Here is a 24,941-nt window from a genome sequence, read left to right as displayed (position 1 = left end):
GTTATCATTTTTTATTTACGCTCACTTTCAATAAGTTGTCATTAACCTCAACCTCAATGCCATCTGTTATTTCCGGCACCCAGTTAAGATCATCTGCCAAAATTTCGGCGCAAATATAGTTTTTAAATGTATTGATAGAGGGTTTGAGAATAGCATTGTCGAGAACATTTACAGATATACGGTCGGTAAGGTCGAAACCCTTGTCTTTCCTGATATTCTGGATACGGTTTACAAATTCACGGGCATCGCCTTCCATTTTCAGTGGTTCGGATAGCTGTATATCAAGGGCAACCGTTAAGTTTCCTTTTGAGGCAACGCTCCACCCGGGAATATCTTCGGCTATTATTTCTACTTCGTTTAGGGCGATAGCAGATTTTCCGGTTTTCAACTCAATTTCAATTGAACCGTTCTTTTCCAGCTCAGCAATCTGTTCCTGAGAAAAGCTGCCAATGATACCGGCGGCTTCTTTCATTGCCGGACCCAGTTTTGCGCCCAGTAATTTAAAATTGGGTTTTACTTTTTTATGAATGATGCTGCCGGTCTCGGTCACAAGTTCTATTTCCTTAATATTCACTTCAGACTTAATCAGGTGTTCTACTTTCTCCAGCTGCTTTTTCATCTCGGGGTTTAATACCGGTATCAGTGCTTTCTGCAAAGGCTGGCGTACTTTTATATTGGTTTTTTTACGAAGTGATAATATTAAAGAAGATGCATCCTGTGCCAGTTGCATTCTTTCTTCCAGCGAATTATCAATCAGCTTTTCATCCGCAACCGGGTAATCGGTATGATGCACCGATTCAACATTAAACCTTTTTGTAACAGCATCCAGGTTTTTGAAAACGGCATCGCTGAAAAACGGCGAAACCGGCGCCATCAGGCGGGTTACAGTTTCAAGGCATTCATACAAAGTTTGATAAGCTGCAATTTTATCCTGCTCATATTCACCTTTCCAGAACCTGCGGCGGCAAAGGCGCACATACCAGTTGCTTAAATGTTCATCCACAAATTCTTCTATCAACCTGCCGGCAAGTGTAGGCTCGTAATCATCCATCGCTTCTGTAGCTTTTTTCACAAGTGTATTGAGCGATGAAAGCACCCAGCGGTCAATTTCAGGCCTTTCTTTTACAGGAATATAATCTTCGCTGAAAGCAAAGCCGTCCACATTGGCGTATAAAGCAAAAAACTGGTAGGTATTATATAATGTGCCGAAGAATTTGCGTTGCACTTCTTTAATACCGTCAAGGTCAAACTTTAAGTTATCCCAGGGAGAGGCATTAGTGATAAGGTACCAGCGGGTGGCATCGGCGCCAAAGTCCGCAATGGTTTTAAAAGGATCAACTACGTTGCCGAGGCGCTTGCTCATTTTCTGGCCATTCTTATCTAAAACGAGGCCATTGGAAACACAGGTTTTGAAAGCCAGGCCGGGATATTTTTCATCCGAAACTTCAAATCCCTTCTGTTTCAGTTCATCCTGGATTGATTCTTTTAATAAAGAACCCAGTGCATGCAGCGTATAGAACCAGCCGCGGGTTTGGTCAACACCTTCGCAAACAAAATCCGCCGGATAGTTATCCGCAAACGTTTCTATATTTTCAAATGGAAAATGCCACTGTGCATAAGGCATAGCGCCGCTGTCGAACCAAACATCCACCAAATCCGGCACACGTTTCATCGGTTCACCGGAAGGAGAAACCAGCACGATTTCGTCAACCATTGGCTTATGCAGGTCGAGATTATCATCGGCAAGAAAAGTGGCATTCATGGTGCCTAACCGGTCATCAGCCTTTTTGCCTTCTGTTTTCAGTTCTGCTATTGAACCAATGCAAATTTCTTCTTTACCGTCTTTAGTGCGCCATACCGGTAACGGCGTACCCCAGAAACGGCTGCGGCTCAGGTTCCAGTCAACCATATTTTCCAGCCAGTTGCCAAAACGGCCTTCGCCGGTGCTTTTGGGTTTCCAGTTGATGGTTTTATTCAGATCCACCATGCGGTCGCGCAGTGCGGTTGTTTTTATAAACCATGCATCAAGCGGGTAATATAAAACCGGTTTATCGGTGCGCCAGCAATGCGGGTAACTGTGCTCATATTTTTCAACCTTGAAGGCACGGTTTTCTTTTTTGAGTTTTACGCAGATATCAACATTTACATCCACGTAATTTGGATCGTCTTTATAATTTTTTACATAACGGTTACTGAATTCGCCAAGGCCATCAACAAATTTGCCCTGCCGGTCAACCATCGTTAATATGCCGATGTCATATTTTTTGCCAACTTTATAGTCGTCTGCGCCAAAAGCCGGCGCAGTATGCACGATGCCGGTACCATCTTCCGTGGTTACAAAATCGCCGAGTAAAATTTTGAAAGCATTGGGGTTATCCGTTTTGTTGGCCGGATAAGGGAGAAGCTGTTCGTATGAAATGCCTTCTAATTCCGAGCCTTTAAATGCTGCTAATATTTTCCAGGGAAGAACTTTTGACTTCTCATTATAATTTTCAAAATCGCCGTTTTCGTCTTCCGCTTTAAAATATTTACCCAGTAAAGCTTTAGCAAGCATTACATTAACCGGTAGATGTGTATATGGATTAAAGGTTTTTACCAATACATATTCAATATTGCTGCCTACGGTTAGGCCAAGGTTTGAAGGAAGCGTCCAGGGCGTTGTTGTCCAGGCCATGAAAAAAACTTCATCGCTGACTGCGGATTTAAAAAGAAAATCACTTTTTTCATTTTTTACCGCTTTAAACATTACCACGGCACTCGTATCCTTCACATCTTTATAAGTGCCCGGCTGGTTGAGTTCGTGGGAGCTTAAACCCGTTCCTGCTGCAGGAGAATATGGCTGAATGCTCACATCTTCGTATAACAATCCTTTATTATACAACTGTTTGAGCAGCCACCAGAGGGTCTCGATATAATTATTTTCAAAGGTGATATAAGGATGTTCGAGGTCAACCCAGTAGCCAATACGTTTGGTGAGCTCATCCCATTTATCCTTATAACGCAAAACCGCTTCGCGGCATTTCTTATTATAGTCTTCAACAGAAATCTTCTTTCCTATATCTTCTTTGGTAATGCCAAGCTCTTTTTCAACGCCCAACTCAACGGGTAAACCATGTGTATCCCAGCCGCCTTTGCGTTTTACCTGGAAACCTTTCATGGTTTTATAGCGGCAAACCAGGTCTTTCAAAGTTCTGGAAATTACATGGTGAATGCCGGGCATGCCGTTGGCGCTTGGGGGGCCTTCGTAAAAAACAAAAGGCTGCCTGCCCTGCCTTAATGAAACACTTTTCTCAAATGCTTTTTCATCATCCCACTTTTCTAGAATTTCCTTTTCTATGATGGGAAGATGTAAACCCCGGAATTCTTTGTATTTAGCTGCCATTATGCGTAAAAGCCTGTCTGTAAATAATAAAAAGTGTGCAAAGGTAGCAATATACTATTAAATATGATTCGCAGTTAGGGGCATAAACCTGTATAACACTAATTGATTTTGAGCCTGCGGCTTTATGAATTTTGGCTTGTGCCGAACGTTTAAAAACAAAAAAGACCGCAAAGTAATGTTGCGATCTTTTTCAAAAAATATAAAATACCTTATTTCCTGGCTTCAACCTGGTTTTCAGTGAGCGGTTCAATTTTTACTTTAGCAACACCACGGTTAACGATTTTTAATTGTTTGGCGCCTGTTAAAGTTAGATCCAATACTCTTCCCTTTTCATTCATTCTGGGATGCATCCTATCATTAATACGAACAATAATAGATTTCCCTGTTAAAATGTTTGTAACCTTAACCCAGGTATTTAAAGCAAACATATTGCTTGCGGCAGTTAAATTACTGTGATGGAAAACTTCACCGGTGGCAGTTAAATTGCCTTCAAACTGGTTAGCATAATAAGTAGCAAGGCCTGTAATGAAATTCCTGGAACTGCTATGCGACAGATCGCCTGTTTTTTTCGAAAATGAAAAAATAGGAGGCCAGTTAACAACATTGGCATTAGCCCGGTTGTTAATATTGGGAAATAAGGCCGAACAAAGTAAAAGAACGGCAATCACGCAAAATCTCTTCATGGTAGATGATTTGTAAAGCAACTAAGACTTTAATGAATAATAAGTAAGTCCTTCCTCAAAATACGCCTAATCTTCTTCTTTAAAAATCTTGGCTTGATTTGCAACTATCATGCCATATCTTCTATTCCATAAATGGGGATGCAAAGTAACATTTTCTTTTAAGAAACAGTAATTTAATGGACATTTTAAACGTATACCATTGATAATCAAATGTTTTCATTTCCTTTTTTGTAATGCTTTTAACAAATTACTCATTAAAAATAGTTGCATAAACAACTTTTCTTTTATTTTTGTTTACATAATTTTTGCCGATGAAAATATTAGTTTGTATTAGTAAAACACCAGATACCACTTCCAAAATTTCTTTCAAAGAAAACAATACAAGGTTTGAAGAATCGGGTGTGCAATGGATAATTAATCCTTACGATGAATGGTATGCACTTGTAAGGGCAATCGAATTAAAAGAAAAAGATACGTCTATCCAGTTGCATCTTGTAAGCGTTGGCGGCGCTGATTATGATCCTGTTATCCGCAAAGCACTGGCGCTTGGCGGCGATGAAGCCATTCGGATTAATGCTGCAAGTGATGATAGTTATTTTATTGCCGCACAAATTGCCGAAGTTGCCAAACAAGGCGGCTACGATCTTATTTTAACGGGAAAAGAAACCATTGATTACAATAGTTCGTCAGTTGGCGGAATGTTAGCCGGATTGCTTGATGTGCCGTATATTTCTCTTGCCACAAAGGTAGATGCCAACAATAATACAGCTACGGTGAACCGTGAAATAGAAGGTGGTGAGGAAACAGACGAAGTCTCCCTGCCGGTGGTTATCAGTTGCCAGAAAGGGGTTGCTGAACAACGCATTCCCAATATGCGGGGTATAATGGCTGCCCGCACAAAACCACTTAAGGTAATTGAACCTGCGGCAATTGATGCGCTTACCCATGTGGTGAGTTATGAATTGCCTGCACCAAAAGCAGGTGTAAAACTGGTGGCGGCAGATAATGTGCAGGAACTGGTGCGCCTGCTGCACGAAGAAGCTAAAGTAATTTAAAGATGTTATGCGCAAACCTGAAGCCCAGCTCACAGCTTTGATAAATATATTCAATATTAAACTAATTATTACATGGTACTCATATTCGTAGATCATTCTGATTCAGAAATAAAAAAATCGTCTTACGAAGTATTAAGTTATGGGGCTGCACTTGCAGAAAAGGTCGGCACTTCAGCCGAAGCGCTTTTGCTTGGCACCGTTAAAGATGATCTTGCAGTTCTTGGTAATTATGGTGTTTCAAAAGTGCACCAGGTTTCCAATGAAGTATTAAATAATCTTGATGCACAGGTTTATGCAAAGGCTGTTGCAGATGCCGCCGCATCCTTAAATGCTGATATAATTATTTTCAGCCATAACCAAACCGGTAAGGCCGTGGCGCCGCGGGTTGCCGCCGGTTTAAAGGCTGGGCTGGTAGCAGGGGCCGTTGCATTGCCTGATACTTCAAATGGTTTTGTTGTAAAAAAGAATGTCTTTAGCGGTAAAGCATTTGCTAACGTAAATATTACGTCGGCCATTAAAATTATTTCGCTTAATCCAAACAGTTTCCCGGTAAAACAAACCGGCGGTACGGCAGCCGTAGAACAGTTAAATATAACTGTAAGCGAGCCTAAAGTAAAAGTTACCTCGGTTAATAAAGTAAAGGGCGAAGTGCCTTTAACAGAAGCAGAAATTGTAGTAAGCGGAGGTCGTGGTTTAAAGGGGCCGGAAAACTGGAAGATAGTAGAGGATCTTGCACATGTTTTGCATGCAGCTACTGCCTGCAGCCGCCCTGTAGCTGATGCCGGCTGGCGGCCACATCATGAACATGTAGGGCAAACAGGTATCCAGATTGCGCCCAATCTTTATATAGCTATTGGTATTTCGGGCGCCATCCAGCACCTGGCGGGCGTAAACCGCAGTAAAACTATAGTAGTTATTAATAAAGATCCCGAAGCACCTTTCTTTAAAGCTGCGGATTATGGAATTGTAGGAGATGCATTTGAAGTTGTTCCAAAACTTACAGAAGAGATTAAAAAGCTGAAGGGCTAATCAGTAGTAAGCTAACAATCGTTCACTTCAATTGCAAACAGTTAATTTTGTTTGCAATTTTTATTTAATGAATTATATGCCGCAACATAAAATCCGTATAGTTACTGCAGCTTCTTTGTTTGATGGCCACGATGCAGCTATCAATATTATGCGCCGCATTTTACAAAGCAAGGGCGCTGAGATTATTCACCTTGGCCATAACCGCAGCGTGCAGGAAATTGTTGAATGTGCCATTGAAGAAGATGTGCAGGGCATCGCTATAACATCATACCAGGGCGGGCACATCGAGTTCTTTAAATACATGAAAGATTTGCTGGATGAAAATGGTTGCGGGCATATAAAGATTTTTGGCGGCGGCGGCGGTACTATTCTTCCGCAGGAAATAAATGAACTGCACAACTACGGCATAACCAGAATTTATTCGCCCGATGACGGCAGAAAGATGGGTTTGGAAGGGATGATTGAAGATGTGATAAAAAGCCTAAGCCCCCTCTCAATCTCCCCCGGTGGGGGAGAAGATTGGATGCAGTCTGATTATTGGCAGGCACCAAAAAAGTGGAATGGTAAATTACCATTAGGTGAAGCAAAAGATATTAGACGGATTGCAAGAGCAATTACATTGGCTGAATGTGGGCTCAATGAAAACGAAAATATATTTAAGTATAATGGTTCAGTTACAGTTGATCAATTTAAAGCAGACCCGGTTTTATACGGGAGGTTAAAAGAATTTGCTTTGACACACCGCAAAGAAGCGACTGTTGCAGAAGAAGTTTTGTGGGATAAGTTAAGAGCAAAAAAAGAAGGTTATAAATTTAGAAGGCAACATATCATTGGTCAATTCATCGCTGATTTTGTAAACCTGCAAAAAGGATTAATTATAGAAGTTGATGGCAATTATCATCAATTGCCCGAAATGAAAATTAGTGATGTTGAACGAACAAAAGAGTTGAAGCATTTTGGCTTTGAAGTATTAAGATTTACCAATGATGAAATATTATACAACTTAGAAAACGTAGTCAATAAAATACATGCAACATTAAAAGCCCTGCCCAATAAAAAAGTTGAAGAAAAAAGCACGATGCTGCCAAACCCTTCCCCTGCCGGGGGAAGTTGGAAGGGGGCAGTTCTTGGTATAACCGGTACCGGTGGTGCTGGTAAATCTTCCGTTACAGATGAAATAGTTCGACGTTTTTTAAATGCATATTCCGATAAAACCATTGCGGTTGTTTCAGTTGATCCTTCCCGCAAAAAAACCGGCGGTGCATTATTAGGTGATAGAATAAGAATGAATTCAATTTCGCATCCGCGTGCTTACATGCGCAGCCTTGCCACCCGTGATGATAATACTGCATTGAGTGCCGCCGTTGAACATGCATTGGAAATTTGTAAAGCCGCTGATTTTGATCTTATCATTTTGGAAAGTGCAGGTGTTGGTCAAAGCGATGCATCCATTTTAGATTATTGTGATGTGAGCATGTATGTGATGACACCGGAATATGGCGCTGCATCGCAATTGGAAAAAATAAACATGCTTGATTATGCAGACATAGTTTGTATCAACAAATTTGATAAAGCCGGTGCATTAGATGCGTTACATGATGTGCGTAAACAATATAAACGTAACCGGAATTTATGGAATGCCAAAGATGAATCATTACCAGTTATCGGAACAATTGCATCGCAGTTTAATGATGCTGGTATTAATGAGTTGTTTGAAAAAATAATGCTTACTGTTGAAGAAAAAACCAAAGTTGACTTTGGTAAGATTGAAGTACATCATACAAAAGATACCTCTTCAAAATCATTGATTATTCCGCCGAAGCGTGTGCGTTATTTATCTGAAATTTCTGAAAGTAATAGAGAATATGATAATTGGGTTGATGAGCAATGTACGATCGCATCTAAGTTGTATAAAATTACTGGTGTACTGGAAGAAGATAAAATGAACGATGTTGATGAATTAAAATCAATACAAACAAAATATCAAAATCAACTAAATCCTGAATGCAAAAAATTGATTGACGATTGGTCATCATTACAAAAAAAATACAACGCAGATTTTTTTGAATATACAGTTCGCGATAAAACAATAAAACAACCATTAACATCAACTTCTTTAAGCGGAACAAAAATTCCAAAAATTGTTTTACCAAGGTATAAAGATTGGGGTGATATTTTAAAATGGCAATTACAGGAAAATGTACCAGGCGAATTTCCATTTACTGCGGGTGTGTTTGAATTAAAACGACAAGGCGAAGACCCAACAAGAATGTTTGCCGGTGAAGGCGGACCGGAACGAACCAACAAACGTTTTCATTATGTTTCATTGGAGCAGCCCGCAAAGCGTTTGAGCACTGCGTTTGACAGTGTTACATTATATGGCGAAAACCCCGATCACCGGCCTGATATTTATGGGAAAATTGGCAACAGCGGCGTAAGTATTGCAACGGTTGATGATGCAAAAAAATTATACAGTGGTTTTGATTTGTGCGATGCAAAAACATCTGTAAGCATGACTATCAACGGACCAGCGCCCATCATTCTTGCATTTTTTATGAATGCTGCCATTGACCAGCAATGTGAGAAATATATCAGTAAAAACAATTTATGGAATAAGATTGAAGAAATTCAAAAATCAAAATTTAAAAATCAAAATAAACCAACTTATTATAATCCATCAGCACCGGAAAGATTACCGGAAGGCAACGATGGTTTAGGCTTAAAATTGTTAGGCTTAAGTGGTGATGAAGTGTTGCCGAAAGATGTGTACGAACAAATTAAAACTTCAACATTAGCACAAGTAAGAGGAACAGTGCAAGCTGATATTCTGAAAGAAGACCAGGCGCAAAATACCTGCATCTTCTCAACAGAATTCGCATTGAAATTAATGGGCGATGTGCAGGAATATTTTATCAATAATAAAGTAAGAAATTTTTATAGTGTTAGCATTAGCGGTTATCATATTGCAGAAGCGGGCGCCAATCCATTAACACAATTGGCATTCACATTGGCTAATGGATTTACTTATGTTGAATATTATTTAAGCCGCGGCATGCACATAGATGATTTTGCGCCAAACCTTTCTTTCTTTTTCAGTAATGGAATGGATGCAGAATACAGTGTGATTGGCCGTGTGGCAAGACGCATTTGGGCCAAAGCAATGAAGTATAAATACAAGGCCAATGAGCGTTCACAAAAATTGAAATATCATATTCAAACATCCGGCCGCTCTTTGCATGCGCAGGAAATTGATTTCAATGACATTCGCACAACATTGCAGGCATTGTATGCTATTTATGATAACTGTAATTCGCTTCACACAAATGCTTATGATGAAGCCATCACAACACCAACAGAAGAAAGTGTGCGCCGTGCAATGGCTATACAATTAATTATTAACCGCGAATTAGGTTCAGCGAAAACAGAAAATTTTATACAGGGTTCATTTGCTATTGAAGAGCTAACTGATTTAGTTGAGGAAGCAGTGCTTGCAGAGTTTGATCGCTTAACTGATCGCGGTGGTGTTCTCGGTGCAATGGAGAGAATGTATCAGCGCAATAAAATACAGGAAGAAAGTTTGCATTATGAACATCAGAAACATACAGGTGAATTGCCGTTAATTGGTGTAAATACTTTTCTGAATAAAAAGGGATCACCAACTGTTACGCCGTCAGAAGTTATCCGTTCAACAACTGAAGAAAAAGAGCAACAGATACAAAACTTACAGGCATTTCATCAGCGCAATGAGCAAGTGGCAGCTGATAAGTTAAAGGCATTGAAACGTGTTGCCGTAAACAATGGAAATATTTTTGAAGAACTAATGGAAACAGTAAAATATTGTTCACTTGGGCAAATAACACACGCGTTATATGAAGTGGGCGGGCAATATCGCCGTAACATGTAAGCTGATATTATTCGTTTACATCGGCCGTTGAATATTGAACCTCGTCTTCTTTAATTACCGCTTTATTTTTCCTGTAATTTTTGTAAGCAAGAACGGCGCTTGTAGTGGTAAGCATAGCGCCGACAATAAATGGAGCGCCGGGGAATTTAAATGGTGCATCTTTTCCCGTAAAATAAGCAAACAGGCCGGTCATAATTACCGGCCCGATAATGGCCGAAGAGCTCATTAAGCTGGTTAATCCGCCCTGCAACTCGCCCTGTTCATTGGCCGGTGTCTGGCTTGAAATTATACCTTGTAAAGCAGGCCCCGCAATGCTGCCTAAAGCATACGGTATCATAAATACAAACATCTCCCATCCCTGCGTGGCAAATGCAAATAAAATAAAGCCGATACTGTATAAAACTAACCCAACATATACGCTGCGTTCCTGGCCAAGCTTAGGTATAATAATGCGGATTAACAGGCCTTGCACCAATGCAATCATTAACCCGATAAAGCTTAATGAATAACCACCCCATTTTGCATCCCAGTTAAATTTTTCCATGTTATAAAAAAGCCAGGTGGCCTGTATGGCATGAGCTGAAATATAAATGAGAATGATAGCAACAATAAGCCCGGAAAGAGAAGGATGTTTTTTAAATTGTTTTAAAGCGCCAACAGGGTTTGCACGCTTCCATTCAAACTTGCGGCGACGCTCTGCAGGCAATGATTCCGGCAGGATGAAATATCCGTATATGCAGTTGAGTAAGCTCAGGCCTGCTGCGGCAAAAAATGGAACCCGCGTTCCATAAACAGAAAGATGGCCGCCTAATGCAGGGCCGATTATGAAACCTAAACCAAATGCAGCGCCGACAAGGCCAAAATTCTGCGCCCGTTTTTCGGGTTCGCTTACATCAGCAATATAAGCAGTGGCTGTGGTGAAGCTGGCACCCGTCATGCCGGCGATAATTCTTCCCACAAATAACCAGCCTAATGTTGGTGCGAAGCCCTGGAAAAGATAATCGAATCCAAAACCCAACAAAGAAAAAAGTAAAACCGGCCTGCGCCCATAACGGTCGCTTAAATTACCCATCAATGGCGCGCAAACAAACTGCATAAATGCGTAAGCGAATGTGAGCAGCCCGTTTAATTCAGCGGCGCGGCTTAGTCCTTTCCCCGTAAGTTGTCTTATTAAATCAGGCACAACCGGAATGATAATACCGAGGCCGATAACATCAATTAAAACTGTTGTAAAAATAAATCCAAGCGCAGCTTTATTGTTTCTGATCATTAATATACTTTCCTTGTTTAGAGGCCGCAAAGGTTAATGAAAATGAGCGTACATCAAATTAATTGCCGGCTAAAAAAACGGCATTGGCAAAAAGCATTTTTCCATTTTCCCAAAACCGGCGGAATAAAACATCATCATTAAAAAAGATAATACTGCCTCTGCCATAGCGATTTTCACCGATGGCTACGCCCTGCTTCAGTTTCGATTTTAATTTGCTGCCTACAAAGCCTGCTACGTAAGCGTTTGAAGGAAATATGCCTACATTCCAGCCGCCTTTGATGGATGCATAAACACGTGCATCCTGTTTTAAAGTATAATAAAAATTGGAGTAACCATAAGCAATGGGATGTGTATTATCCAGCTGTACTTTATAGATAGCACCGGGAATGAACGAGGTGAGAAAATCACGTTCTGAAGCACCATAATTCTTTTGTATAATACTGTCTGAAGATTGTGCTGTGTCTTCAATAAGTTTCAGCCCGCTCCAGTTAAAACCGGCAAGCTGTTCAGCGCCGCTTTCTGTTGCAATAAGCTTGCCGCCACCTTGTATAAAATCTTCGAGTTTTGCTGCGTTTGCTTTATCGTCAAATACATCATAACCTCCATCAGGCATTATTAAAATATCATAACCTGAAAGGTTGATGTTATCCATATCTTCTGCCATTAACTGGGATATAGGATAGTTCAGTTCATTATCAAAATAACTCCAGACTTCGCCTGAAGCAATGTAGGATACGCTTTTACCGGTAAGTAAAGCTACCCTTGGTGCTTTTATAAAATGCACATCGGAGGAGCCGAAGTCTGCACCGGCATCCATAAAACCAGTCTGCACGGCATAAGGCTGCACATTATAACTGCTGCAGGCAGTGTTAACAGCATTAAGCCAATTGGGTTGATTGTTACCTTTTAAAATAATAAGCGTGCCTTTGTTGAAGGCTTTGCCGTTATAGGTAAAATCATCAGCAGAATAACGTACGCGGATGCCCTGCAATAATAAAGCCGCCAGCACTTTTGATGCATTAATAGAAGTGTACGGAATCAATACGCCATAATTACTTTGAACAGGCATAATGGCTGCCGGCATTGTATAAGCGCTTAATGAAATTTTATCTTTTGTTGCCCATGCATTCACACCATATACATAAGGAATACTCCATGCAGTAATATCGTAAGTGGCAGAATCAACCAGCTTACTTTCTTTTTCAAATAACACTTTTACCAGGCGGCCTTTGGGCTGCAATGTGTTAACTGCAATTTGATAACCTTCATTCTTAAAAGTTTCCGTTTTATTATCAAAATAATTGTAACCGCTGAGGTTTGCATTGGTTATACCATAACTTATACTATTATTATCAAGCAGTTTTCTTACGGCTTCTATTTTGTTTTGGTCTGATGATGTAAGCACATATGTTGTATTTTCTAACCCAATACCATTAATATTATTGTCAAAATATTTTTTGTATTCAGTCACGAGTTGTTTTGCATTGTTTGAAGCCACTTCAATGGTTGATAGGCTTGCAGTATAGTGATGCATCAGCCTGTCCGTTAAGGTAAGCGTATCGCCGCTTTTTGTTTTTATACCAAGACCTGCTCCAATGCCGCCCTGCTCATACGTCATACCAATAGCACCGTTGTATGTGGGATAAGTATCTCCATAAGAAGGATAAAATAGATCGAATATTTGTTTGGTGAAATAGAGCCAGCCATTGGCGTCAAAATACTTTGCGTTATTCTTTCCAACAGTAACCTGGAAATCCCTTTGCCATTGCGTAACTACTTCATGAAACGGCTGTGCAGCCGGTGCAAAATAATAGGGCGCATTATAACCCTGTTCATGCAGGTCAACATGTATCTGCGGCAGCCACTGATTATACAATTTTACTCTCTGCTGCGATTCTTTTTGTGTTTGCCAGGCCCAGTCGCGGTTAAGATCAAAATTATAATGATTGGTTCTTCCATACGGCCAGGGTTCATCATGTTCACGGCTTTGCGGATCAGCATTGAAATTTTTGCCAACCGCATTATTATACCAGTTTATATAGCGGTCGCGGCCATCGGGGTTTTGTATGGGATCAATTATAACTACAGCGTTCTGTAGCCATTGTTTTGTTTGTGTATTGGATGGATCGGCCAATGCATATAAAACTTTCATGGCTGCTTCGGCGCTTGAAGGTTCGTTGCCATGTACATTATAACTTAACCACACTATGGCAGGCATATTTACATTAGCCGGCGTATTGTCTTTTAGCATGCCTGCAAGACGAAGATTGTTCTGTCTTATATTTTCAAGGTTCTGAATATTTTGTGCCGAAGAAATAAAAGCCACCACCAGGTCACGGCCCTCATTGGTTCCACCATATTTAAATGTTTTAACGGTGGATGGAGAAGCCTGCGCAACCGTGTTGAAGTAATTATCTATTCTATAGCACGGCGTAAAACGTTCACCTAATTCATAACCGAGGAATTGTTTTGGCGATGGTATATTTTGGGCAGAAAGAATAGTGGTAATGCAAAGCAGTATAGTAATGATATATATTCTTTTCATGAGAACAAATATCGGCTTTGTCGGTATGATTATAAAACGGTTTAAACAAATATGAAAGCAGATACCGGATCACCCGCCACTGCACCTTGCAATACCTGATTTTGCTTTCTGGTCCATTGAATCTTTATAATCATGGTTTTGCATGGCAAGACATTTTTGATAGTATTGAATAGCAAGCTGTTTATTGCCCTGCTTTTCATAAATCATCCCTATTTGCAAAGCGGCGCGGGAGGCATAATATTCCGTTCTGCTGATGCCAAGAGAAATAGCAGCCTGGTAATATTTAACGGCTGAATCATCATAATTCATATCATCATAAATCCTGCCTGTGCGGTAAGTATATTCGAGTTTATCTGTAGCATCGCTAAAATCGTTTGCAGATTTACTTCTCAATAAGGTAATCGCCTGCTGGTTATAGCCGCCATCATTCAAAACCCTTGCTTTTAATAAGAGCATGTTTGGCCATTTGCCTGCCTTTGCATTTTTATTGGCTTCTTTATCTGCATCGGTATCTGTATTGCCGCGTTTTAATACCATTTGCCGTGCATTGTTTGCAGCAGCGGTGTTGCCCATTAAATAATAACACCAGGCCAGTTTTTCGCAGGCATCCTTTACATAGAATTTGCCTTTGAAATGGGAAAGGAAATATTCAAAATTTTTAGCGGCATCTTCCAGTTCAAGGTGCCGCATTTGCACATACGCCAGTTCAAAATTCCATATAGGTGTTTGCATGTACGCGGATGACCTGTTCCGGTTTTCAATTACATCTCTTGCAAATTCATTCATCTTGTTATTTACAGCAAGATTGGCGGCCATGTAAGCCATCAGGTGATTATTTACAAGGTCAAAGTTTTTCTGCCTGATGAATTGAAAAACTTTTTCCGGCTGGTTTTGTATGTAGAAGCTTACATAGCAATAATAAAAAGCAGCTTCGTCTGCAAACAGCTTTGCATAGCTGTCGTTGCTGTTGATTACGCCCTGCATTAAAGCCATGCCTTTGCTAATGGAACCTTTAATGCCAAACAATCCCGCTATCCATTTATAACCGTCGGGAATGGTGCCTGCAACCACCTGCATGGGGCCATACAACATATTGTTAGGAACAAAACCCCGGAATTTTTTACGATTCTCTTTTATCAGCCCGAACGCTTTGCGAAAATCCCAGCCCGCGGCCCACCTTTCGCCGAATTTTATTTCAACACAGGCCGCCTGTATTAATACCACGGCACGGCAGTAATTATAAAATGGTGATGAGGAAGGGCCTTCATCCAGTATATCCAGGTAATCATCAAAATGCGGTTCACGCATTTTTAATTCAGCCGGATCTTCATTAAAAAAGAGAATAAAAAAATCTATATAACTGTTGAGGAAATAAGGGATAAGATTATCCGGGTTTTCTGCTTTGGCCTGGGCAATCAATCTTTCACCATTTGCCAGGCGCAGGCTGGTAATTTCTTTATAAGCCTGCTGGCAGGTTGCATTAAAATCATAAACTTTGCCTGCTTTAACAGTAAAAAAAGCAATACAAAACAGTAATGGGAAAACTAATTTCTGTAGCGCAAACTTCATTAGCCCGAAAATAAAAAAGGACGTTTAAAGCAACGTCCTTTTTATAAAGATAAGATGTTAATGTTATTTATTTTTCCATTTCTGTAGCCACATTCAGCTCTTCATCCACTAAAATGCGACCGCAGTTTTCACAAACAATAATTTTTTTGTGCTGGCGTATTTCGCTCTGGCGCTGTGGCGGTATAGCGTTGAAACATCCGCCGCAGGCATCTCTTTCCACGGGTACAACGGCCAAACCATTGCGGTAACTTTTGCGGATGCGGTCGTAAGAATACAACAGGCGGTCGTCAATGCCTTCGCGGGCCTGCGTAGAAAGTTTTGAAAAATGTGTTTCTTCTTTCTCCGTATCAGCAATTATTTTTTCAAGCTCGTTTTTCTTCTGCTTTAAAGACACGTCTTTATTGCCAATAAGTTTTTTGGTTTGTTCCAGCATCTTTGCTTTTTCGGCCAGTTCTTCATTGGCATCACGAATATGTTTTTCGGCCAGCTTACCTTCCAGTTCCTGCATTTCAATTTCCTTGGTAATGGCTTCGTATTCGCGGTTATTTTTAACGCTGTCGCTTTGCTTCTGGTATTTTTTTACCATAGCGTCAGCTTCTTTTATAAGATTTTTCTTTTGTTCAATGAACTCGGTGATACCGTTAATTTCTTCTTCAATCCTTGTTTGACGGCTGTGCAAACCCTGAATTTCATCTTCAAGGTCGCTTACTTCCATGGGAAGCTCGCCTTTTAATATTTTAATTTCATCCAGTTTGCTGTCAATTTTTTGCAGGCGTACCAGCGATGCAAGTTTTTCTTCAACTGAATATTCTTTTACTGCTGCCATATTTATTGTTTAAACAAAATAATGAACGGGATTGGTTACCGTTTTTGTTTTGAGGACGGCAAAGTTAGGGAATTTAGCCTGCAAAATATCATATAAAAGTTCTGTAGTGAATTGCTCGCTTTCCCAGTGGCCAATGTCGGCAATTACCATTTTGCCGTCGGCATCAAAAAATTCATGGTATTTTATATCGGAAGTGATGTAAAAATCAGCGCCCGATGCTTTTGCTTTATTAATAAGAAAACTCCCGGCCCCGCCGCAAACGGCTACTTTTTTAACAGGTTTTTGTAATAAAGGCGTGTGTTTTATAACGCTTAAACCAAAGGTTTTTTTTATTGCAGCGAGAAAATCAGTTTCTGATTTTTCTTCATCCAGTTCCCCGGTTAAACCACTGCCGATATTACTATATTGATTTGAAAGCAGGATAATATCATAGGCAACTTCTTCATAAGGGTGCGTCTCCAAAAGTGCCGATAATATTTTTTGCTGAAGATAAAACGGGAATATAACCTCAATCTTAACCTCATCTTCGGTGTGCCGGATATTTGGTTCACCCACAAAAGGATGGGTGTTTCCGCCCGCTTTAAAAGTGCCTTTACCTGCCGCATTGAAACTGCATTCGCTGTAATTGCCAATGTCGCCGGCGCCTGCATCAAATAAAGCCGAACGCACTTTTTCTGCGTGATCTGTTGGCGCAAAAGTGAAAAGCTTCATCAGCATGTTTTCTTTGGGCAATAAAACCTGCCTGTTTTGTAAGCCAAGTTTGTCGGCTATTTTATTGTTTACACCAGCCATAATATTATCGAGATTGGTATGAATGGCATAAATGGCAATATCATTTTTTATGGCATTGATGATGGTTTGCTCCACATAATTTTTACCGTTTATTTTTTTAAGCCCCCGAAAAACAATCGGGTGATGCGCTACGATCAAATTGCAGCCGGATGCTTTGGCTTCTTCCACAACAGCTTCCGTGGCATCAAGCGTACATAAAACACCCGTGCAAATCCAGTAAGCATTCCCGGTAATTAATCCCGCATTATCATAATCTTCCTGCAAAGCAGGTGGCGCAATAGTTTCGAGATGATCTATTATTTCAGCAATCTTCATGTGTGCAAATTAGCGAACAAAATTTTGATGAATCTTGCATGAAGTTTAAACATCATTTGCTTCGCATCTGATTAACCTAATCAAAGCTGAAGTTATTTTTGTTTAATGGAAGCAGGCAAATATTTTTTGTACAACAATAAAATGGTTGCATCCGGTAAGGCTGTTCTTACTGCTGATAATCGCTCTTTCCGTTTTGGCGATGGCCTTTTTGAAACGATGAGATTAACGCATGGTGAAATAGCACTAAGCGGTTATCATTTTGAGCGCCTGTTTTCATCTTTACAGGCTTTTCATTTTGATGTACCGGCACATTTAACCACGGCCTTTTTTTTGGAACAAATAAAAAAGCTGGCTGCAAAAAACAATCATCAAAAGTCGGCGCGGGTGCGTTTAACTGTTTTTCGAAGTGACGGCAGCTTGTATGATTTTGCAAACAATCTCCCCAATTATATCATCCAAACCTGGCCTTTGAAAGAAGCGATAAGATTAAATGATAAAGGATTGAAATCAGGCCTTTTTACAAAGGCAAGAAAGGCCTGCGATGATTTTTCGCACATCAAAAACAATAATTTTTTACCCTATATAATGGGCGCTTTATGGGCCAGGCAAAATAAACTGGATGAAGCCGTTATCTTAAATAATTACAACCGTGTTGCCGATGCAACTATTGCTAATATTTTTTTAGTGAAGGATGGAAAGATTGAAACACCCGCTTTGAGCGAAGGCTGCATTGGTGGTGTAATGCGCCGCTATTTAATTGAGTGTATAAAAAAAGAAGGCCTTCCTTTTGAAGAAACCGCTATTGCGCCGGATGCACTTGCCAATGCAAATGAGTTTTTTGTTACGAATGCGGTAAGAGGCATTAACTGGGTTGGACAATATGATAGGCATAATTATAATAACCAGTTGGCAGCCTACTTGTACGATAAATTCCTAAAGGGTAAATTATAAGCCAGGTATAATTTGTTCGCACAATTCAATTAACACACCGTTGGTTGATTTGGGGTGAAGAAAGCAAACCATTTTGTTATCTGCACCTTTTTTGGGCTCTTCGTTTAAAACAGTAAACCCTGCCTGTTTAAGCCTTGCTATTTCGTTCCGTATATTTTCCACTTCAAAAGCAATATGATGAATGCCTTCGCCCTTGCGCTCTATAAATTTGTTAATAACACCATTTTCTTTTTCATCCTGCAGCAATTCAATTTTTGTTTCGCCTGTTTTAAAAAAAGCCGTTATGACTTTTTCAGACTCAACAGTCTCCTGCTTGTAGCATTTTGCATTTAAAAGATTTTCAAACAGTGGCACAGAAACTTCAAGGTTTTTAACGGCGATGCCAATATGTTCTACGTGATTCATGTTTTCAGCATTAATTATCAAAGAAAATGCAAACTTTTCATGAATGGTCCGGTAATGTTCAATTCAATGTGGTAAGTTTTATCTTTGTAAAATAATTAAGGATTATGGAAACAGCTACTGAGGGAATAACAGCATCAGAAAGGGCACAGATAAAAGCCAGGGAATTAATGCAGCAGGCAGGTATTGACGACACATATTTTTTACGGGTATCTGTGGTGGGCGGCGGCTGTTCGGGCCTTAGCTATAAACTTGATTTTGATAATGAATTAAAAGCCAGCGACCAGGTTTTTGAAATGGAAAGCCTTAAATTGGTTACTGACATAAAAAGCCTTCTTTATTTATTAAACACCGAACTCGATTACTCTGATGGCCTGAACGGAAAAGGGTTTGTTTTTAGAAACCCCAATGCTTCACGCACCTGCGGCTGCGGCGAAAGTTTCGCAGTTTAATTTATCTGAAATTTTAAGGCAGCTTTATTTAATTTAAAGATGTCATATGTATGAGCTGTTAAAAATTTTTTTTAACAATTGTGTAAATATTACACAGCTTCTGTATATTTACAGTTCAATTGCTTGATATTTATACAAAGAATTACTTCTTAATTTATTAAACTGCTTGTTATTATGACATCAAATCGATTGCTGAAAGCACTCTTTCTGTGCCCGCTATTGCTTTTGCTAGCATTTGCCGCGCAGGCCCAAAAAACCGTTACAGGTAAAATTACTGATGAGAAAGGGAACCCTATTCCGGGAGCCTCTGTCGTTGTAAAAGACGGAAAAATAGGCACTACTACCGATGCCTCTGGAAATTTTACATTAAATACCCCTTCAGGTACTGCTGCCGTAACCGTGAGTTATGTAGGATATGTTTCGCAGGATGTTGATATAACATCAACGTCCAATATATCCATTTCTTTAGCTCCGGATAATTCCAGTTTAACAGATGTTGTTGTGGTTGGTTATGGTACTGCAAGAAGAAAAGATCTTACAGGTTCGGTGGCATCTGTGAAGGAAAAAGACTTCAATAAAGGTGTGATTACCTCTCCTGATCAGTTGATACAGGGGAAAGCTTCCGGCGTTATGGTAATGAATAATATGGGTCAGCCCGGAGGTTCGGCTACAATAAGGATTCGTGGTACGTCTTCTATCAGGTCAAATAACAATCCATTGTTTGTAATAGATGGCGTTCCATTATCGGGGGGCTCGGCAAGGCCGGGCGAAGACGGTGGAAGTTTTGGTTCAGATCCAGGTAACCCGTTAAGCTTTATTAATCCGGCTGATATTGCCAATATAGAAATCTTGAAAGACGCTTCTGCCACAGCTATTTATGGTTCAAGAGGAGCGAACGGTGTTGTTATTGTTACTACCAAGCGTGGCCAGTCAGGGATTCCTCAACTAAATGTAACCGGTTCTACAGGCATTTCCAATTATTTAAAAAAGATAGAGGTTTTAAATACAAATCAATACAGGCAGGCCTTAAAAGATTATGATTTGCAGAATGATCAGAGCGATGGTGGTGCCAGTAATGTAGATGCCTGGGATGCTATAACGAGAACCGCAGTTACTCAGAATTATAATGTTGCAGTAGGCGGGGGTAACGAAAACGGAAGATATCGTTTATCTGTGAGCTATTTAGATCAGCAGGGTATTATAGAAACGTCGGAATTAAAAAAGCTAACGGCTAATTTCAACAGCAGCTTTAAGTTTTTAGAGAGTAAGAAACTCGGATTGGATATAAACGTTTTGGTTAGCCAAAATAATGAACATATAGCTCCAGTAAATTCTTTTGTTGGCTTTGAAGGTAATGTTATAAGCCAGGCTTTACAATGGAATCCTACATTCTTACTATATAATGATGATGGCACAATATACAATCCTCCAGGTACTACCATAAATCCATTGGCTTCCCTGGCATATTATAAAGACAAATCTGCAGTAAATACCATTTTAGCGAGCATTTCACCATCCTATAAAATCACGAACTCGTTAGAATATAAATTTTTGTATAGCGTAAACCGGCAGGTTGGCGTGAGAAAGGGTATGGGTGACCAACGTTTAAACCTTAACGGTATTAAAGATGTTGGGGTTGCTTTTATTAATAATAATCAAATGACTAACCAACAAATCACCAATACATTAAACTTTAATAAACAAGTTTCTTCATTGAACATTAATGCTGTCGTAGGTCATGAATGGCTGATTTATGATAATGCATGGAATGCTGAAAACGGACATGGATTTGCGGCTGTGCCTGTTGGAATTAATTATTATGATGTGCTTGGATATTCTCAACAGTCTGACAGGTCCATTAATTCCTATGATGACCCCACTACAGAAATTCAATCTTTCTTTGCAAGGGCTATTTTAAATTACAAAGATAAATATTTGGTTACTGGTACTATCAGGGCAGACGGCTCAACCAAATTCGGGAAGAATAATAAATATGGCTATTTCCCGTCAGTAGGTGTAGCATGGAATGCTTCCAATGAAGAATTCCTTTCTGGCAGCAATATTGTCAGCAACTTGAAAGTGCGTGCAAGCTGGGGTGAAACAGGCAACCAGGAGTTTCCCTCCGGCGCGTCTCTAAACCGTTTTGATTTTGGCCAGCAAAGTATTTCCCGTTCTAACTTTGGGAATCCTGATTTAAGGTGGGAAACATCTTCAACAGCAGATGCCGGTATTGACTTTGGTTTTTTTGATAACAGATTAACAGGCTCTGTTGATTATTTTTATAAAAAAACCACTGATGTTTTATTTGAAAGAGAATTGGCACAGCCGGCTCCTTCAGGAAAAATATGGGTAAATCTGCCGGGTTATGTGCTGAATAAAGGACTTGAAGTCTCCTTAACTGGAAATGTCATCAGGCAGAAGGATCTTAACTGGAATATTACTGGTAATGCGTCTTTTTTAAAGAATACAGTTCAGGGACTAGTTGGCTTTTATGAAACAGGTGATCTCCGGGGTCAGGGCTTTTCCAATGTGCGCGGGCAACGAGTAACAAATGGACAGCCATTGGATGTGTGGTATCTCGGAAAATGGACGGGTATAGATAAAAACACAGGACTAAGCACTTATGAGGGTGGGGATCCTGCAGCCAATAAGTTTTACTTAGGAAGCCCGAACCCTAAAATGTTGCTTGGCTTATCCACAGATATCACCTATAAAAAGTTTTCTGCTGTTATTAACATGAATGGTGCTTTTGGCCAGTATTTATTTAATAATACTGCAGCAACTGTGTTAGCTATTTCTAATTTGGGAAGCAGGAACCTGGCCAAAACTGCTTATGATGTGGCAATAAGTTCTGGTGAAAGCACCTCAGATGCCGCGGCTCCTTCTGACCGCTTTTTGGAAAAAGGAAATTATCTTAAAATGGCAAACGCCAGCTTAGTATATAATGTGGGTAATATTGGGAAAGTTATTAAAAACCTGAATATCTCTCTTACAGGACAAAACCTGTTTGTCCTAACTAAATACTCAGGTTTTGATCCTGAAGTAAACACAGACGGAGCGGTTAATGGAATTCCATCTTTAGGGGTTGATTATATTCCTTATCCCTCTGCCAGAACTATTCTTTTAGGAGTAAACTTTTCATTATAATACATAAAAAGATTTTTATGAAATCCATCAAAATATTCTTCTTATTATTTTTAATTCCCTTTGCTTTCTCCTGTACGAAGCTGGATGAGCAATTCAGGAGTTCGTTGGAAGAACAGGAAGGCGGAGCTGTTTCTGCTGCAGACCTTCTTACTTCAGCCTACAACAATATTAATGGTACTTACATTGCGGGCAATTTCTGGCATTTGCAGGAACACACCTCTGACGAGTTAATCGGGCCTACCCGTGGAGGAGACTGGGATGATAACGGCCAATGGCGGGCTTTACATGCACATACTTGGAATGCAGACCATGCATTGATTTCCGGAGCTTTCAGCGATTTATTAAGCGCCCAGTTTGCGGCATCTAATGTTTTACAAAACAGCCCTTCTGCCGAACAGGCTGCCGAGGCGCGTTTTTTAAGAGCATTGAGTATTTTTTCGGTGTTAGATGGCTGGAACCAGGTACCCTATAGGGAAGACCTCTCTGATTACAGAATTGATCCCGTAACGCTTAAAGGCGCAGGTGCGGCAGATTTTATCATAAGCGAGCTAAATGCGGCTATGAACGATCTTCCTGATAATGCACCGGCTTACAAAGCCAGTAAAAATGCAGCAAGGGCATTGTTAATGAAAGTTTATTTGAATTATGGCGTTTTTGCTGATAGTGCAAATAACAGAACAAATCCAAGCTTTTCAGCTGATGATATGAACCAGGTGATTACCCTTGCGGATCAAATTATTGGTAGTGGTAAATATGCAGTAAAAGCCAATGGGTATTTTGACAATTTTGCGCCTAACAATGATGCAGTTTCAACCGAAAACATTTTTACATTTTTTAGCCAGAACGGTTCTGATCGTACAACAGGTGTTGCAAATAACTGGTTTCAGATAGCACATTATAGTATGGAACCCGGCGGCTGGAATGGATTTGCTACCCTATCTGATTTTTATGACAAGTTTGATGCTAATGATGAAAGGCGTGGTAAGTATTACGATTACCCGGGTGCTTTGCCTAATCCTGGCAAAAGGGTAAATGTTGGTTTCCTTGCAGGTCAGCAATATAATCTCAGAACAGATGTTGCCTTACAGGACAGAAAAGGAAATCCATTGATCTTTACGCCTGAAGTCCATTTGAGAGAGCCCGGTAATAATCTTGAAGTAACCGGTATAAGAGTTGATAAATATGGGTATGATTATGCATATAGCGGAGGTACTGCTACGCATGAAAATCAGGCAAGTGATAATGACTGGGCATTACTGAGGTATGCTGATGTGTTATTAATGAAAGCAGAAGCTTTGCTCAGAACAGGAAAGGATGCTGATGCCCTGAAAATTGTGAATGATATAAGGGCTGCACGCGGTGTAGCTAATCTTGGCTCACTTACTTTGGATAATTTATTAGATGAAAGGGGAAGAGAAATGTATTGGGAAGGCTGGAGAAGGGAAGACCTTGTTCGCTTTGGAAAATTCCTTGAACCATGGCAGGAAAAGCCTACAGATGATCCCAAAAATATACTATTTCCGATACCAAGCAACCAGCTAGCAGTGAATCCTAATCTGGAGCAAAACCCGGGGTATTAGTGCATACAATCTTTTTTGAAAAGCCATACCGGTTTCCGGTACGGCTTTTTTAATTAATATACTGGATAATAAATTTGCGTTACCCAACTGCTTGTATCTTTTTCCTGCAGGCGATTGGTGATAAGAGATTCAAAAGGAACAGCGGGAGATATGAATTTGTGATCTTCAAAGAAATCTTCAAGATTATTAAACGCTTTTCTGATCGTATAAGGACCGCCCTTAATTTCATTTGTGGCAAGCATTCTTCCTGTGGAAGGCATTTCTTTGTGCAGAATTATTCCGCGGCCCTTAAGATCTTTATTAATGGGAAGCCCTGTAATTATTTCAAAATGTGTGCTATCTCCGGTTCTTACACTTAACATGGGATAACCTGTTTGCCGGGCTCCGTTAGCTGCTGCATAGTTTTGAAGGTTATCAATCCGATCGTAAATCTCCTGCAAATCAGGATAGTTTTTCGAAGTTGTTTTTATAGCGATTAATAAAGTGTCTTTAATGTTTACCATTTGCACTTTAATATCATAAATGTTTTCTTCTTTTTCAAGAAACTTTTTTATGCTGCTGAGTATTTCTGCAGTAGAATTTTTTAAATTTTTTGCAATAAAATAATGTTGAATTTTTTTAAATAGGTTGAAACCACCTTCAACACTTAGCGTCCATTTTATTGCAGCGGAATCGTTGTTTAGCGTCAATATTTCAATCAGTCCCGGAAACGATGAGCCTTTATCTTTTATTTGTACCTCTATGCTGCCCATCAGTTTCTGCCCTATTTTAATTTTTTGGTCGGGGCTATTATCAACATCTTTCTCCAAAATTTTTTCCCATTTAGCTTCATTAGATAAACATCTGTAAATGCTGTTGGAATTAGCTTTTAGCAAAATAGTATTTGACACTGTGAATGTAGGAGGAAAAATAAAATATATGATTACTAAAAAAAGCAGGAAAAAAATAAGAATAGCAGCCATCCATTTCTTCATGTTATGCAACATACAGCATTGTAGGATAATGAGATAAAACTATAAATCTTTTTTAAAAAACTTTA

Annotated in this window: 16 protein-coding genes; 7 read left to right on the top strand and 9 right to left on the bottom strand. The window is 39.8% G+C overall.

From position 1 onward, the window contains the following. Positions 1–4: 4 nt before the first annotated feature. The gene (gene ileS, locus ACTHN6_RS13175; protein ID WP_440436235.1) at positions 5–3,382 is read right to left on the bottom strand and encodes an isoleucine--tRNA ligase; all 3,378 of its coding nucleotides are present in this window, start codon (positions 3,380–3,382) and stop codon (positions 5–7) included. 209 nt (positions 3,383–3,591) lie between these two features. Next, positions 3,592–4,065 (bottom strand): septal ring lytic transglycosylase RlpA family protein, encoded by a 474-nt coding sequence (locus ACTHN6_RS13170; RefSeq protein WP_440436234.1) that lies wholly within the window; start codon positions 4,063–4,065, stop codon positions 3,592–3,594. A gap of 311 nt (positions 4,066–4,376) precedes the next feature. Between ACTHN6_RS13170 and ACTHN6_RS13165 the strand changes: the two genes are divergently transcribed. The 3 genes from ACTHN6_RS13165 (at position 4,377) to ACTHN6_RS13155 (ending at position 10,053) form a co-directional block, all read left to right on the top strand. Further along, on the top strand, positions 4,377–5,120 hold the full coding sequence (locus ACTHN6_RS13165) for an electron transfer flavoprotein subunit beta/FixA family protein (RefSeq protein WP_440436233.1): 744 nt from the start codon (positions 4,377–4,379) through the stop codon (positions 5,118–5,120). Positions 5,121–5,192: 72 nt separating this feature from the next. Beyond that, positions 5,193–6,149, top strand: a complete 957-nt coding sequence (locus tag ACTHN6_RS13160) for an electron transfer flavoprotein subunit alpha/FixB family protein (RefSeq protein ID WP_440436232.1) — start codon at positions 5,193–5,195, stop codon at positions 6,147–6,149. Between the two features lie 67 nt (positions 6,150–6,216). Next, a complete protein-coding gene (locus tag ACTHN6_RS13155; RefSeq protein ID WP_440436231.1) occupies positions 6,217–10,053 on the top strand; it encodes a methylmalonyl-CoA mutase family protein in 3,837 nt (1,278 codons plus the stop codon). 7 nt (positions 10,054–10,060) lie between these two features. On the opposite strand, the gene ACTHN6_RS13150 is transcribed toward ACTHN6_RS13155, so the two are convergent. From ACTHN6_RS13150 to ACTHN6_RS13130, 5 genes are all read right to left on the bottom strand, one after another. Further along, positions 10,061–11,323, bottom strand: coding sequence for a TCR/Tet family MFS transporter (locus ACTHN6_RS13150; protein ID WP_440436230.1), 1,263 nt, complete (start codon positions 11,321–11,323; stop codon positions 10,061–10,063). Between the two features lie 58 nt (positions 11,324–11,381). Then, positions 11,382–13,868: a M14 family metallopeptidase gene (locus tag ACTHN6_RS13145; RefSeq protein ID WP_440436229.1), complete on the bottom strand. Its 2,487-nt coding sequence runs from the start codon at positions 13,866–13,868 to the stop codon at positions 11,382–11,384. A gap of 69 nt (positions 13,869–13,937) precedes the next feature. Further along, positions 13,938–15,437, bottom strand: a complete 1,500-nt coding sequence (locus tag ACTHN6_RS13140; RefSeq protein ID WP_440436228.1) for a tetratricopeptide repeat protein — start codon at positions 15,435–15,437, stop codon at positions 13,938–13,940. Positions 15,438–15,504: 67 nt separating this feature from the next. Next, positions 15,505–16,263 carry a zinc ribbon domain-containing protein gene (locus ACTHN6_RS13135; RefSeq protein WP_440436227.1) on the bottom strand — a complete coding sequence of 253 codons (759 nt, stop codon included), beginning with the start codon at positions 16,261–16,263 and terminating at the stop codon, positions 15,505–15,507. Positions 16,264–16,272: 9 nt separating this feature from the next. Then, positions 16,273–17,370, bottom strand: a complete 1,098-nt coding sequence (locus ACTHN6_RS13130) for a Nif3-like dinuclear metal center hexameric protein (protein WP_440436226.1) — start codon at positions 17,368–17,370, stop codon at positions 16,273–16,275. Between the two features lie 105 nt (positions 17,371–17,475). Here ACTHN6_RS13130 and ACTHN6_RS13125 point away from each other — a divergent pair, with 105 nt between their 5' ends. Further along, a complete protein-coding gene (locus tag ACTHN6_RS13125) occupies positions 17,476–18,321 on the top strand; it encodes an aminotransferase class IV (RefSeq protein WP_440436225.1) in 846 nt (281 codons plus the stop codon). Here the strand turns inward: ACTHN6_RS13125 and mce are convergent. Further along, the gene (mce, locus tag ACTHN6_RS13120) at positions 18,316–18,726 is read right to left on the bottom strand and encodes a methylmalonyl-CoA epimerase (protein ID WP_440436224.1); all 411 of its coding nucleotides are present in this window, start codon (positions 18,724–18,726) and stop codon (positions 18,316–18,318) included. The two genes, ACTHN6_RS13125 and mce, sit on opposite strands and share 6 nt — an antisense overlap. A gap of 104 nt (positions 18,727–18,830) precedes the next feature. On the opposite strand from mce, the gene ACTHN6_RS13115 reads away from it, so the two are divergent. The 3 genes from ACTHN6_RS13115 (at position 18,831) to ACTHN6_RS13105 (ending at position 23,902) form a co-directional block, all read left to right on the top strand. Then, positions 18,831–19,175: a HesB/IscA family protein gene (locus tag ACTHN6_RS13115; RefSeq protein ID WP_440436223.1), complete on the top strand. Its 345-nt coding sequence runs from the start codon at positions 18,831–18,833 to the stop codon at positions 19,173–19,175. Positions 19,176–19,349: 174 nt separating this feature from the next. Then, complete coding sequence (locus tag ACTHN6_RS13110) at positions 19,350–22,322, top strand: SusC/RagA family TonB-linked outer membrane protein (RefSeq protein WP_440436222.1); 2,973 nt, start codon at positions 19,350–19,352, stop codon at positions 22,320–22,322. 17 nt (positions 22,323–22,339) lie between these two features. Further along, positions 22,340–23,902, top strand: coding sequence for a RagB/SusD family nutrient uptake outer membrane protein (locus ACTHN6_RS13105; protein WP_440436221.1), 1,563 nt, complete (start codon positions 22,340–22,342; stop codon positions 23,900–23,902). Positions 23,903–23,955: 53 nt separating this feature from the next. Here the strand turns inward: ACTHN6_RS13105 and ACTHN6_RS13100 are convergent, their stop codons facing one another. Then, positions 23,956–24,777: a hypothetical protein gene (locus ACTHN6_RS13100; protein WP_440436220.1), complete on the bottom strand. Its 822-nt coding sequence runs from the start codon at positions 24,775–24,777 to the stop codon at positions 23,956–23,958. Between the last annotated feature and the right edge of the window lie 164 nt (positions 24,778–24,941).

It is taken from the genome of Parafilimonas sp. (assembly GCF_051953455.1).
Classification (GTDB): domain Bacteria; phylum Bacteroidota; class Bacteroidia; order Chitinophagales; family Chitinophagaceae; genus Parafilimonas.
This window is presented reverse-complemented; position numbering and strand designations above follow the sequence as displayed.